Source organism: Methylobacterium terricola (genome assembly GCF_006151805.1).
Classification (GTDB): domain Bacteria; phylum Pseudomonadota; class Alphaproteobacteria; order Rhizobiales; family Beijerinckiaceae; genus Methylobacterium; species Methylobacterium terricola.
Genome location: NZ_VDDA01000010.1, coordinates 108994 through 121898, shown reverse-complemented (window position 1 = coordinate 121898; position 12905 = coordinate 108994). Strand labels below are relative to the sequence as shown.

Sequence of the window (12905 nt, the reverse complement as noted above, 5' to 3'; positions counted from 1 at the left end):
TTACCAGCGGTAGCGCAGGGTCGCATAGACCGTGCGCGGCAGGCCGTAGAAGCAGGTCGCGTAGGAGAAGCAGCCGGTGACGGTGCGGTCGTCGAGCAGGTTCTGGGCGTTGACCTGGAGGTCGAAGCCCTTCAGCGTCGGGTTCAGGTGCTTGAGGTCGTAGCGCGCCACCGCGTCGACCAGCACGGCCTCGGGCACCCGGAAGGTGTTGGCCGCATCGCCCCAGGAACCGCCGAGGTAGCGAAAACCCCCGCCGAGGCTCAGGCCCAGGAGCGGGCCGGACTGGACCGTATAGTCGAGGAACAACGAGGCGGTGCGGTCCGGGATCGCGGTCGGGCGCAGGCCCACGATCGGCACCTGCCGGCCGGTGACCTGGTTGAAGGTCGTGTTGGTGTCCTGGGTGTTGCGCACATCGAGGAAGGAGACGCCGCCGATCAGGTTCAGCCCCTCGGCGAGGTTGGCCCGGGCCTCGAACTCGACGCCCTGCACGCCGATCTCGCCGGTCTGGAGGCTGAAGGTCGGCCCGTTCAGGGGATCCGGCGTCAGGGTGTTCGAGCGCTTGATGTCGAAGGCCGCCGCGGTGAGCAGCAGATCGGTGCCCGGCGGCTGGTATTTGATCCCGGCCTCGTATTGCCGGCTCGAGATCGGATCCGGCAGGCGCCCGGTCGCGCCGAAGGCCGGATCGAAGATGCGCCCGCTTGCGATCGGCTCGAACGCCTCGCTGTAGGAGACGTACGGGGCGATGCCGGCGTCGAAGAGGTAGAGCAGGCTCGCCCGGTAGGTGAGCGCGTCGGAGGGAACGTCCTGGAACGCGACGGCGCCGGTGGCGAGCGTCCGGGTCGGCCCGCCCGTCCGGGCGCTGTCGTAGCGCCCGCCGAGCGTCAGGACGAGGCGGTCGAACTTGACCTGATCCTGGATGTAGACGCCGGTCTGCTGCGCGGTGATGCGGGCGTTGCTGGTGAAGCCCGGCACCGCGATGGTCATGTCGTAGTTCGGCGCCAGCGCGTTGAGGTCGGGCGCGGCGGGGAAGGGCGTCGCGAGCGTGCGGGTCTTGATCGTCTGGTGGTCGACGCCGAGGAGCGCCGTGTGGGCGAAGGGCCCGGTGTCGAACTTCGCCTCGAAGTAATTGTCCATCGTGTAGGCGTCGATCGCCACGTCGGTGGCGATGCGCGAGCGGTTGATCAGCGGGCCGGTGGTCAGCGCCGAGGGCATCGTGATCGGGGTGGCCGCGCTGAAGGCGCCGTAGACGCTGCGATACTGGCCCTCTGTGCGCAGGAAGCGGCCCGAGGAGTGGAACCGGAACGCGTCGTTGAAGCGGTGGTCGAGGATATAGGTCACCGCGGCCTGCGTGCGGTCCGACTGCTCGAAGTTGCGGTCGCCGTCGTAGAAGTCGGCCGGCAGGCGGCCGACGACGCCGTTGCCGAAATTGCGCGGGAACACCGTGCCGAAGGCCGGGAAGCCGCCGTAGAAGCCGGAGAACGGGTCGCGCTGGTAGAGGCCGAGCACGGTGAGCGAGGTATCGGCCGACGGGCGCCAGGTCAGGCTCGGCTGGATGAAGGCGCGTTCGACCCGGGTCGTCACCGCCGGCCCGTCGCCGTTCCAGCCGAGGCCCGTCACCCGGTAGGCGAATTCCTCGCTGCCCGGAAGGGTCGTCTCGGAGGTGATCGGCCCGCCGACATCGAAGCCGCCGCGGACCTCGCTGAAGCCGCCGCCCTGGACGAAGACCTCGCCGTGGCGGACGAATTGCGGCATCTTCGACGTGAGATTCACGATGCCGCCGGGGCCGGACTGGCCGTAGAGCACCGAGGCGGGGCCCTTGATGATGTCGATGCGCTCGATCCGGTAGGGGTCCACCGTCGGGAAGGCGTCGCGGCTGGTCGGCAGGCGCATCCCGTCGAGGAACAGCGGCGCGGTGAAGCCGCGGATCGAGAATTGCTCCAGCCGGGTCCCGCCGGCGCCGCCGCGCTGCTCGGTCGTCACGCTCGGGCTGTAGCGCAGGGCCTGGTTGATGGTGAGCGCGTTCTGGTCCTCGATCTGCTGCCGGCCGATGACGGTGATCGACTGCGCGGTCTCGAGGATCGGGGTGTCGGTCTTGGTCGCCACCACGCTGCGCGAGGCGACGTAGCCCGGCACCGGCCCGCGGGCGCCGCCGGGCTGCGTGCCCGCTGCGGTCGCTGTCGCCGGCCTCGCGACGCCGTCGACGCTGATCGTGTCGAGGGCGATCTCGGCCGCATCCTGAGCTTGCGCTGCCGCCGCCATGCCGGCCGACAGGACAACGCCCGACAGCAACGACCAGGTCAGCCGGCGTCGCCGTCCCACGACCGAGAGGGGGGAGACGCGACGCGACGACAGGACGGGCATGACGGGATCCAGGACGAGCATTGAGCGCCGCCATCGACCAGAACAGCGTGAGGTACGGCACGGCGGGTCGCGGCTGGAAACCGAATGGCAAAAACAGCGTAGCTGAACAAGAACTATGTTTTGTAGCTGTTATAATGTAAGTTTCGATGCTTTGTGCTTGCTGGTAGGTGAAAAAATCAGATTTGTATTATCACTGTCGTGGGCAAGACGATGCAATGTGTCCAGCCCGTCGGATCAAGAAACAATGCTCCGTGCGGCCGGTGCAGGATGAATGCCGCCGCAGGGTCACCACAGCATCGACCCTGACGACATAGGCCGTAAGACATAGGTGCCGCACCGTCCCCTTGGGCGCGGCGCTGCCGTCGCGGCCCGAGGCGTGCTGCCGGATCGCGGGCCGGAAACAGGACCGGCTCGATCGACCACGCCCGGTCCGGGCACTCCGCAGCGGGATGGGCGCGACATCGACGCGGCGCTTCCGCGCCGGGCTGCGGGATCGTGACGAGGCTTGGCGGTTTGCGGCGATGTCCTGGGACCGCTGTATCGAAGGCTGCGCCGTGCACTTGGCCGGCCCGTGCATGGCGGGTTCCTCGTCCCTTTTCCGGCCGAGCGAAACGACGTGGAAGGAGATCCGGGACCCGCACACAAAGCCGCGGAGCATCCGCGCGGCTGCAATGGTGCGGCATACGGAGCCGCTTCGCGGCACCCCGTAGTCTGGATCCCGGATCCCCTTCCGCCGGTGCCACCCGCGTCCGGGACAGCGGCGGGGTCATGCGAAGCCGTCTGGCCGCAAGGATCCGCTAGCCCGCGTCGCTGACCGTATCCCGGCTCACCGGATCAGGTTGCTCTTGGCGAGGTCCAGGATCTCGTCGCCGCGGCCGTTCATCACCGCGCGCATCACGTACAGGCTGAAGCCCTTGACCTGCTCGGCCTGGATCCGCGGCGGCATGGCGAGTTCCTGGCGGTTCGTCACCACGTCGAGGAGGGCCGGGCCGTCATGCGCCAGCATCTCGGCCAGCGCCGCTTCCAGCTCGCCCGGATCCTGGACCCGGCGACCGTGCAGCCCGGCGGCGCGGGCGATGGCGGAGAAATCCGGGTTCTGGAGCGCCACGCCGGTCTCGAGGTAGCCGGCGGCCTTCATCTCCATCTCGACGAAGCCGAGGGTACCGTTGTTGAACACCACGACCTTCACCGGCAGCTTCTCCTGCACCAGGGTGAGGAGGTCGCCCATCAGCATGCTGAAGCCGCCGTCGCCGGCGAGCGCGATCACCTGCCGGCCCGGCTGCGCCGCCTGCAGCCCGATCGCGTGCGCCATGGCGTTGGCCATCGAGCCATGCGCCCAGGAACCGATCAGCCGCCGGCCCGTGGACATCGTCAGGTAGCGCGCCGCCCAGATGGTCGGCGTGCCGACATCGGCCGTGAACGCCGCGTCCGGGCCGGCGGCCTCGCTGACCATGCGGGCGAGGTATTGCGGGTGGATCGGGGTGCGGCCGGGCGTGCCGGTGGCGAGGTCGTCGAGGCCGTCCCGCGCCTTGGCGTAGTGCTTCAGGCAGCGTTCGAGGTGGCTGGAATCCCGCCGCGCCGTCAGCCGCGGCAGCAATCCGGCGATCGTCACCGCGACGTCGCCGACGAGGCCGAGATCGAGCCGGCAGCGCCGGCCGAGATTCTCTGGCCGGATGTCGATCTGGGCGATCTTCGCGTGGTCGGGATAGAACTGGCGGTAGGGAAAGTCGGTGCCGAGCAGCAGCAGGGCGTCGCAGGCTTCCATCGCGGCGTAGCCGGAGGAGAAGCCGATCAACCCGGTCATCCCGACATCGTAGGGATTGTCGCTCTCGACGTGCTCCTTGCCGCCCAGCGCGTGCACCACCGGCGCCTTCAGGGCCTCCGCGAGCTGGATCACCTGGTCCCGCGCCCCGGCACAGCCGCGCCCGCAGAACAGCGTGACCTTCCCGGCGCCGTCGAGGAGGCTCGCCAGCGCGTCGAGCTCGGCCGCTTGCGGCAGCACGATCGGGGGCTTCGGCGCCAGGGTCGCGGGGGCGGCGAGCGCCCGCGCAGGCGCGTCCTTGAGGGCGACGTCGCCCGGGATCACCACCACCGACACGCCGCCCTTGGCCACTGCCGTGCGGATCGCGATCTCCAGCACGTAGGGCAATTGGGCCGGGTCCGAGACCAGCTCGCAATAGTGGCTGCACTCCCGGAACAGCTCCTCCGGATGGGTGGCCTGGAAGTAGCCGGTGCCGATCTCGGCCGAGGGGATGTGGGCGGCGATCGCCAGCACCGGGGTGCGGGTGCGGTGGGCGTCGTAGAGGCCGTTGATGAGGTGGAGGTGGCCCGGGCCGCAGGACCCGGCGCAGACCGCGAGGCCGCCGGTCGCCTGCGACTCGGCCGAGGCCGCGAAGGCCGCCACCTCCTCGTGGCGCACATGGACCCAGCGGATCTTGCCCCGGGCGCGGATCGCCTCGGTCAGGCCGTTCAGGCTGTCGCCGACGACGCCGTAGACGCGCTCGACGCCGACCTGTTCCAGGGTCTCGATGCAGAGATCGGCAACGTTTCGCTTCGCCATGGCCAGTTTCCTCAGAGCGGTGCCGCCGCGGGCACGAATTCCGACGTCTCGACGGACGATCTGTCTCTGGGGCGCCCCATCCCGAGGCCGCATCTAGGGCGCCGCGAGGGGAAGGGGACTGGGCGAATGGATGTGGTTCGGCCGCGGGTGCGGGGGATCGTACGAGGACGAGGGCAGGCAAGAAAAAAGGCCACCCTTGCGAGTGGCCCGAAGTCTAGGGAGGAAACGCCCAAGAGGGCTGGCAAGTCCGCGACGCCATCGCGTCCTTGCGTGAACCCTGTATCCCACGATTTTTTGCGCTGCACAATCCGGACTTTCGTGCAGGGCGGCATGCGCCGGGTGCATGGTGCCGCCCGGCATCCGGCTCCGTCATGTCCGCCCTACGCGTCGGCGGCGGCAATCGCGAATTCCATGCCGCGTCCGGGCCCCTGGTCGGCATAGTCGACGAGGGTGTAGCCCCGCTCCGCCAACGCTGCCTCCAGGTCGTCGCGGTGGCGGCGGAACATCTGCCCGATCGCCAGCGGGGTCAGGCGCGGGCTCGCCCGGCGCAAGGCATCCACGCCGACCTGGACCGGCACGCCGTCCCGGTCCGCGACCCGGACCAAGATCGCCGCCAGTTCCGCGGCCTTGGTCTCCGCCGCCGATTTCGCCTTGAAGGCCATGGTCATGCTCCCATCCTCGGCCGCCGCCGAGTTGCTCGTCCTTGCGTCAGCCGCCGCTGACCTGCTCGGCGAAGTCGTCGGGGATCTCCCCGAACTGGCCGAGGATCGTCACGCTCTCGAGCTCGCCCGTCTCGTCGTCCGCCACGATCCGCAGGGCCGCCGCCCCCGGCATCCGTCCGGCGATCGCCTCCGCGCGCTTGAGCGCGCCGCTCTCCGTCGGCGCCACGTCCCGCGCACCCGGCCGCAGCCGCTTCCGGTGCACCTCGAACGTCTGCACCATGAAGGTCGTCCGCATCGCCATCCCGCTCTCCCGCCACCATTCCGTCCCGACCCGAAGCACGGCCGTAAACGGCCGCCGGATCTGTTCTTTTTCCGTTCTATCAGGCCGATCGCCGCGTCTCCACCGCGCCGTCGTCGCGGCCGGACATGCGGGAGACCCCGTACCCTGGATCGGCACCCGGGGCGGCGAGGCGGTCTCCGCCCTGCGCGCCCCGTTCGCGGCGCATGAACTCATATGGTGATGCCGGATTTCCCGTCCAGGCGATCGTGACCCGCCTCGCGCGACGCCGCCGCCCTCTGCCTCGGCTTCCTGCCGGCCCCGCGCCGCCGGTCGAGGGCCGCACCGGGCTCGCGATCCGCGACCGCATGCGGGACAAGGCCGCCCGGTGACGGTCGCCGCCGCCCTCGGCGGGCGCGGGGCGTGGCCTTCGGCAGCATCCGCTGATCCCGCCATTCCCGCCGGAGGCGCAGGGCTCCCGCCCGGGCGGCACCCTTGCGCCTCCGCCCAAGCTGCACCAAAGCGGCTCTCGCCGGCGCTCCGCCCGGTCCCGGCGCACTTCCCGATGCAGGCCGTCCTCAACGCCGCCCTTCCGATCTTCGCCCTGATCCTGGCGGGGTTCCTGTCCGGCCGCACCGCCCTGTTCGGGCCGGCGGCGGCCGACAGCCTGAACCGGTTCGCGATCTACCTCGCCCTGCCGGCGCTGATGTTCGGCGCGATGGCGAAGATCACGCCCGATCAGGTCGCCCAGGTCGGGTTCGCGGCGGCCTTCGCGGGCGGCATCGCGGCCGCCTTCGCGGTCGCCTACCTCCTGGGCCTCGGGCGGTCCCTGCGCAGCGCCCAGGCCTGCATCGAGGGGCTGGATGCCGGCTACAGCAATGTCGGCTTCATGGGTATCCCGCTCTGCCTGCTGGTGTTCGGGCCGGCGAGCCTGCCGGCGGCGGTGATCGCGACCTTGTTCACCGCCTGCGTGCTGTTCCTGTCCGCCATCGTGCTGATCGAGCTCGACCTGCAGAAGGGCGCGGGCTCGGGCACCGCCCGCAAGGTGGTGCTGGCGCTGGTCCGCAATCCGCTCCTCATCGCGCCGCTCGCCGGCCTCGCCGTCGGCCTCACCGGATCGTCGGTGCCGGGGCCGGTCGAGCGCTTCACGGCGCTGTTGGGAGGCGCCGCCTCGCCCTGTGCGCTGGTCTGCATCGGGCTGTTCCTGGCGCAGGAACGGGTCGGGTTCTCGGATGTCCGCCCGATGGCGGTGCTCGTCGTCCTCAAGCTGGTGCTGCAACCGGCGGTGACGGCTCTCCTCGTCTACAAGGTCTTCGTGGTGCCGGACCTGTGGGCGCGCGCGGCGGTGCTGCTCAGCGCCCTGCCGATCGGCTCGGGACCGTTCACGCTCGCCAAGCTCTACGGGCTCGAGGCCGGGGTGACCTCGGGGGCGATCCTGCTCTCGCACCTCGCCTCGGTGGTCACCGTGTCGCTGCTGGTGGCGTGGCTCGCCTGAATCCGGTGGCCCCCGGCGGGGGCGGCCATATGACCGCCCGCGACGGCGGAATGGCTGCCCTGCCGGCCGCTCGCGCCGCTCCGCCTCCGGGCGGCCATGTTTCGGCGTAGACCACGCTCGTCCATCGGCTCGGATCCAACCCCTGACGGCCCGCTTCCCCACGGAGCGCGGCCGAGGTCGCGCACGTGTCCACCACCCGTCAGTTCCACCTGCTCACCCTCCATTGCGCCGGGGCGCAAGCCGCCACCTCCCTGGCGGGCGGCTTCGTCGGCGCCTACCTGATGAAGATCGGCCTCGGCCTGTCCGTCGCGCTCTGCGTCTACGCCGCCATCCTGGCGGCGCGGTTCGCCCTGCGCCTCGCGGTGCTGCCGCTCGTGCGGCGCATCGGCCTGCGGCGCGCCCTGCTTCTCGGCATCGCCGTCAACGCGCTGCAATTCGGGCCGCTGGCGCTCGCCGAGGATCCGCGCTGGCTCGCCGCCTGGATCGGCATCGTCGCGCTGTCGGAATCGCTCTACTGGCCGATCCTGCACGCGGCCTCCGCGGTCACCGCCGCCGGCGAGACCCGCGGCCGGCAGATCGCCGCCCGCCAGGCCGCGACCGGCTCGATCGCCGTCGTGGCGCCGCTCCTCGGCGGCGCGATCCTGACGCAATTCGGGCCGGCGGCGGATTTCGGCCTCGCCGCCGCGATCCTGCTCCTCTCGGCCGTGCCGGTCGTGCGGATGCGCGCGATCGAGGCCGGTCCGGTCCCCGCCATGCGTGCCTCGTTCCGCGACGTCGATCGCCGTGGCATGGCGGTCTTCGCGGCCGATGGCTGGATGGCCTCCGGCCTCGCCCTCGCCTGGCCGATGGTGCTGTTCACGACGCTCGGCTCGCATTACGAGGCCTTCGCCTGGTCGGGCTCGCTCGCCGCCCTCGCCGGCGTCGTCGCCGGCCTCGCCTGCGGCGCGGCGATCGACCGGGGCCGGCGCGGCACGTATCTCGTCATGGTGGCGGGAGCGCTCGCGGCGGTGTTCGCCTTGCGCACCGGCCTGTCCTGGCTGCCGGCGGCGGCCCATCTCGCCAACGCCGCGGGCGCGGCGGCGAATGGCCTCTACGTCCCGGTCATCATGAGCGCGATCTACGAGCGCGCGAAGCGCTCGGGCGCCGCCTACCGGTTCCATCTCGGGGCCGAGACCGGCTGGGACCTCGGCGCCATCGGCGGCTGCCTCGCGGGCGCGGCCATGGCCTCGCTCACCGCCGCGCCATCCCTGGCGATCCTGCCGGCCTCCCTCGGGATCGTCGCGATGGTCGCCTGTGTCCGCGACCGGCCGGCGCGGGGGGAGGGCCTGGCGCTGCCGGACGAGGTGTTGGCGGCGTAGAGACATGCCGACGGGGAGGGTGAGGACAACCGATCTCGGTCCCTCACCCTCGGCGTCGTCCCGGGCGCCGCCATGCGGCCCCGGGACGACGGGGGACGATGCCGGATCCGGTCGGGCCGGCGTTCAGCTTTCCTTCCCGACCCGCTCTTGCGCCCGCATCGCCCTGCCGTCGCTTGCGCGCCGGTCGTCCCCGCCGGACGTCATGCGGCGTCCGGCATCTGCGCGAGCAGCTTGTCGAGGGTGAGGGGGAAGTCGCGCACGCGGATGCCGGTGGCGTGGGTGATCGCGTTCGCCACCGCGGCGCCGACGCCGCACAGGCCGAGCTCGCCGACGCCCTTGGCCTTCATCGGCGAGGAGGTGGGATCGACCTCGTCGAGGAAGATCACCTCCTGGTGCGGGATGTCGGCATGGACCGGCACCTCATAGCCGGCGAGATCGTGGTTGACGAAGAAGCCGCGCTTCTTGTCGACCGACAGCTTCTCCATCAGGGCGGCGCCGACCCCCATGGTCATGCCGCCGATGACCTGGCTGCGGGCCGATTTCGGGTTGAGGATCCGCCCGGCGGCGCAGACCGCCAGCATCCGGCGCACCCGCACCTCCGCCGTGTCGACATCGACCCCGACCTCGACGAAATGGCCGGCGAAGGTCGATTGCTGCTGACGCTTCGCGAGGTCGCCGTACTCCATCGCGTCCTCGGCGACGAGCTCTCCCGCCTGCGCGGCCTGCGCGAGCGGAACGGACAGGTTGCCGGCCCGGACCTCGCCCCCGGCAAAGTCCGCATCGGCCGAGTTGATGCCGAGACGCTGCGCCACCGCCTCGCGCAGCTTGGTGCAGGCGGCGTAGACCCCCGCCGTCGCGCTGTTGGCGCCCCATTGCCCGCCGGAACCCGCCGCGGCCGGGTGGTCGGAATCGCCGAGCCGCACCACGACCCGGTCGAGGGGAACGCCCATCATCTCGGCGGCGGTCTGGGCGATGATGGTGTAGCTGCCGGTGCCGATATCGGTCATGTCGGTCTCGACCGTGACCGTCCCGGCGGCGTCGAGCCGGACCCGGGCGGCGGACTTCATCACTAGATTGTTGCGAAACCCGGCCGCCACGCCCATCCCGACGAGCCACTGCCCGTCGCGGGCCTGGCCCGGTGCCGGATTGCGCGCCGCCCACCCGAATCTCTCGGCGCCGAGCCGCAGGCAGCCGACGAGGTCGCGGTGCGAGAACGGGCGATCGGGCTGGTTCGGATCGACCTGGGTATCGTTGCGGATGCGGAACTCGACCGGGTCGATCCCGAGCATCGACGCCATCTCGTCCATGGCGACCTCGAGCGCCAGCATCCCGGGCGCCTCGCCCGGGGCCCGCATGGCGTTGCCCTCGGGCAGGTCGAGCTCGGCGAGCCGCAGGGCGGTCAGGCGGTTGGCGCCGGCATAGAGGAGCTTGGTCTGGTCGACCGCGGTCTCGGGCACGCCGCCCGGCACGTTGCCGGACACGCTTTCGTGGGCGATCGCCGTGATGGTGCCGTCCCGCGTCGCGCCGATGCGCACGCGCTGGATCGTGGCCGGGCGGTGGGTGGTGTTGTTCGCGACCAGCGGGCGGGTGAGGGCCACCTTCACCGGCCGCCCGGCTGCCTTGGCGGCGAGCGCCGCCAGCACCGCGTCGGCGCGCACGAAGAGCTTTCCGCCGAAGCCGCCGCCGATATAGGGTGAATCGACCCGCACGTTCTGCTTCGGAATCCCCAAGATCTTGGCGATGCTGCCCTTGGCCCAGGCGATCATCTGGTTCGAGGTCCAGAGCGTGAGCCTGTCGCCGTCCCAGGCCGCGATCGTCGCATGCGGCTCCATCATCGCGTGGGACTCGTCGGAGGTGGTGTAGGTGGCGTCCAGCTGCACCGGCGCCTGCGCGAAGGCGCCCTCGAAGTCGCCGACCCGCTCGGCGCCGTCGGCCCCGCTGCCCTCGCCGCTATCGGCCTTGGCCGGCGGCGCGTGCGGCGCTTCCGCCGCGAGGTCGAAGCGGCCGGCCTCCGGGGCGTAGTCGATCCGGACCAGGAACGACGCCGCGCGGGCCTGCTCGAAGGTCTCGGCCACCACCACGGCGACCGCCTGATGATAGTGCTGGATCCGGTCTCCGCCGAACAGGCTGGCGTAGTTCATCGTGCCGAGCCCGAGCTTCGGCACGTCGAGGGTCGTGACGACCGCGATCACCCCGGCGGCCGCCTTGGCGGCGGCGGTGTCGACGGCGCGCACGCGGCCCTTGGGGATGGTCGCACCCAGCACGTAGCCGTAGGCCTGGTGGTCCGCCACGTCGTGGCGCTCGTAGGCATAGGCGGCTGTGCCGGTGGTCTTGTACTTGCCGTCGATGCGGTCGGTGGGGCAGCCGACCACGCGGAGGCGGTCGATCGGGTTCTGGCCGGCTGGTGTGTCGAACTTCATCGGTCAGGCCCTCGCCTGCTTGAGCGCCGCACCGAGGGTCCGCTCGGCCAGCGTCAGCTTGAACGCGTTGTCGGGAGTGGGAGCCGCACCGGCGAGCGCTGCCGACGCCGTCGCCTTGGGCCCGCGCGGCAGCTCTCCCTCGGCCGCCTCGACCCGCCAGGGCTTGTGGGCGAGGCCGCCGAAGGCGACCCGGCCGGTCCCGTCCGGCTGAATCACCACGGCGACCGAGACCAGGGCGAAGGCGTAGGACGCCCGGTCGCGCACCTTGCGGTAGACCTGCACGCCGCCGAGCGGCTTCGGCAGCGTCACCGCGGTGATCAGCTCGTCGTGCTTGAGCACCGTGTCGCGCTCCGGTTCGTCGCCCGGCAGGCGGTGGAACGCGGCGATCGGGATCGTTCGTCCGGTGCCGCCCGCGTCGACGGTCTCGACCGTGGCGTCGAGCACCCGCATCGCCACCGCCATGTCGGACGGGTTCGTGGCGATGCAGGCGTCGCTGCCGCCGATCACCGCGAGCTGGCGGCTGACCCCGTCGAGGGCGGAGCAGCCCGAGCCGGGCTGGCGTTTGTTGCAGGCCTGCGCCGTGTCGTAGAAATACGGGCAGCGGGTGCGCTGCAGCAGGTTGCCGGCGGTGGTGGCCTGGTTGCGCAGCTGGCCGGTGGCGCCGGCGAGGAGAGCCCGGGCGAGCACGCCGTAATCCCGTCGCACCCTGTCATCCGCCGCGAGATCGGTGTTGCGCACGAGCGCACCGATGCGGAGCCCGCCCTCCGGCGTCTCCTCGATCGCGTCGAGGCCCAGGCCGTTGACGTCGACGAGGTGGGACGGCGCCTCGACCTGCAGCTTCATCAGGTCGAGGAGGTTGGTGCCGCCGGCGATGAACTTGGCATCGGGCCGCTGCGCCATCGCGGCGGCGGCCTCGGCCGGGGTGCCGGGGCGCTCGTAGGTGAACGACTTCATGCGCGGCTCCCGGACGCTTGCTCGGCATAGTCCGTCATCGCCTCGACGATGTTCGAATAGGCGCCGCAGCGGCAGAGATTGCCGCTCATCCGCTCGCGGATCTCGGCCTCGCTCAACTCGGGCGGCCGGGTGAGGTCGCCGGTGGCGTGGCTCGGGATGCCGGCCCGGATCTCCTCCAGCACCGCGACCCCGGAGCAGATCTGACCGGGCGTGCAATAGCCGCACTGGTAGCCGTCATGCGTCACGAAGGCGGCCTGAAGCGGGTGAAGCGCGTCGGGCTGGCCCAATCCCTCGATGGTGGTGATCTCGGCGCCCTGGTGCATCACCGCGAGCGTCAGGCAGCCGTTGATGCGCCGCCCGTTGACGATCATCGTGCAGGCGCCGCACTGGCCGTGATCGCAGCCCTTCTTCGAGCCGGTCAGGTGCAGGTGCTCGCGCATCGCGTCGAGCAGGCTGGTGCGCAGGTCGAGGTCGATCTCTCGGCGCACGCCGTTCACCGTGAGCGCGACACGGGCGGTCACCGGCGCGTCGTCGCCGGGGCCGGGGACGGCCCGGGCGATCCCGGGCAGGGCGGCGAGGGAAGCGGGGGCGGAGGCTCCGGCCATCAGACGTCTCCGGTTGCGGTCGTGGCGGTCAAGCCGATGGCGGTCGAGGTCGTGGCGGTCGTGGTCATGCGCAGTGAATGCGGGACGGGCTTCCGGGATCCCGGGGCGCGACGCCGTTGCCCGGCCGGCGCGCGCCGCGCGTCCTCCGAAGCCGGCCGCCATGCACCGGTCAATCGACCGAGAACGCGGAATCCGCTTGAGCCGGGACCGCAT

At 71.3% G+C, this 12905-nt stretch carries 9 protein-coding genes; 2 read left to right on the top strand and 7 right to left on the bottom strand.

Features of this window, described 5'->3' with window-relative positions; translation table 11 throughout:
• The 4 genes from FF100_RS20805 to FF100_RS20790 all read right to left on the bottom strand — a co-directional run bounded on the left by FF100_RS20805 (position 1) and on the right by FF100_RS20790 (position 5884).
• Positions 1–2361 carry a TonB-dependent siderophore receptor gene (locus tag FF100_RS20805; protein ID WP_139037653.1) on the bottom strand — a complete coding sequence of 787 codons (2361 nt, stop codon included), beginning with the start codon at positions 2359–2361 and terminating at the stop codon, positions 1–3.
• Positions 2362–3187: 826 nt separating this feature from the next.
• On the bottom strand, positions 3188–4921 hold the full coding sequence (gene poxB, locus FF100_RS20800) for a ubiquinone-dependent pyruvate dehydrogenase (RefSeq protein ID WP_139037652.1): 1734 nt from the start codon (positions 4919–4921) through the stop codon (positions 3188–3190).
• A 380-nt stretch (positions 4922–5301) separates the two neighbouring features.
• Entirely contained in the window at positions 5302–5583 is a 282-nt protein-coding gene (locus FF100_RS20795) for an adenylosuccinate synthase (RefSeq protein ID WP_139037740.1), read from the bottom strand.
• A 46-nt stretch (positions 5584–5629) separates the two neighbouring features.
• Positions 5630–5884: a hypothetical protein gene (locus FF100_RS20790; RefSeq protein WP_099898683.1), complete on the bottom strand. Its 255-nt coding sequence runs from the start codon at positions 5882–5884 to the stop codon at positions 5630–5632.
• Positions 5885–6425: 541 nt separating this feature from the next.
• On the opposite strand from FF100_RS20790, the gene FF100_RS20785 reads away from it, so the two are divergent.
• Positions 6426–7355 carry an AEC family transporter gene (locus tag FF100_RS20785; RefSeq protein WP_139037651.1) on the top strand — a complete coding sequence of 310 codons (930 nt, stop codon included), beginning with the start codon at positions 6426–6428 and terminating at the stop codon, positions 7353–7355.
• A gap of 185 nt (positions 7356–7540) precedes the next feature.
• Positions 7541–8713, top strand: a complete 1173-nt coding sequence (locus FF100_RS20780; RefSeq protein WP_139037650.1) for an MFS transporter — start codon at positions 7541–7543, stop codon at positions 8711–8713.
• 200 nt (positions 8714–8913) lie between these two features.
• Here FF100_RS20780 and paoC read toward each other — a convergent pair whose 3' ends face one another.
• The 3 genes from paoC to paoA are packed head-to-tail and all read right to left on the bottom strand — an operon-like array spanning position 8914 to position 12692.
• A complete protein-coding gene (gene paoC / locus FF100_RS20775) occupies positions 8914–11133 on the bottom strand; it encodes an aldehyde oxidoreductase molybdenum-binding subunit PaoC (protein ID WP_139037649.1) in 2220 nt (739 codons plus the stop codon).
• Between the two features lie 3 nt (positions 11134–11136).
• Positions 11137–12087, bottom strand: coding sequence for an FAD binding domain-containing protein (locus FF100_RS20770; RefSeq protein ID WP_139037648.1), 951 nt, complete (start codon positions 12085–12087; stop codon positions 11137–11139).
• A complete protein-coding gene (gene paoA, locus FF100_RS20765; RefSeq protein WP_246102192.1) occupies positions 12084–12692 on the bottom strand; it encodes an aldehyde dehydrogenase iron-sulfur subunit PaoA in 609 nt (202 codons plus the stop codon). The genes FF100_RS20770 and paoA overlap by 4 nt, the downstream gene beginning before the upstream one ends.
• Between the last annotated feature and the right edge of the window lie 213 nt (positions 12693–12905).

Coding starts and splice junctions, on each gene's coding strand:
- FF100_RS20805 (WP_139037653.1), bottom strand. CDS start 2,361: ATGCCCGTCCTGTCGTCGCGTCGCGTCTCCCCCCTCTCGGTCGTGGGA.
- paoC (WP_139037649.1), bottom strand. CDS start 11,133: ATGAAGTTCGACACACCAGCCGGCCAGAACCCGATCGACCGCCTCCGC.
- FF100_RS20795 (WP_139037740.1), bottom strand. CDS start 5,583: ATGGCCTTCAAGGCGAAATCGGCGGCGGAGACCAAGGCCGCGGAACTG.
- poxB (WP_139037652.1), bottom strand. CDS start 4,921: ATGGCGAAGCGAAACGTTGCCGATCTCTGCATCGAGACCCTGGAACAG.
- FF100_RS20790 (WP_099898683.1), bottom strand. CDS start 5,884: ATGGCGATGCGGACGACCTTCATGGTGCAGACGTTCGAGGTGCACCGG.
- FF100_RS20770 (WP_139037648.1), bottom strand. CDS start 12,087: ATGAAGTCGTTCACCTACGAGCGCCCCGGCACCCCGGCCGAGGCCGCC.
- FF100_RS20785 (WP_139037651.1), top strand. CDS start 6,426: ATGCAGGCCGTCCTCAACGCCGCCCTTCCGATCTTCGCCCTGATCCTG.
- paoA (WP_246102192.1), bottom strand. CDS start 12,692: ATGGCCGGAGCCTCCGCCCCCGCTTCCCTCGCCGCCCTGCCCGGGATC.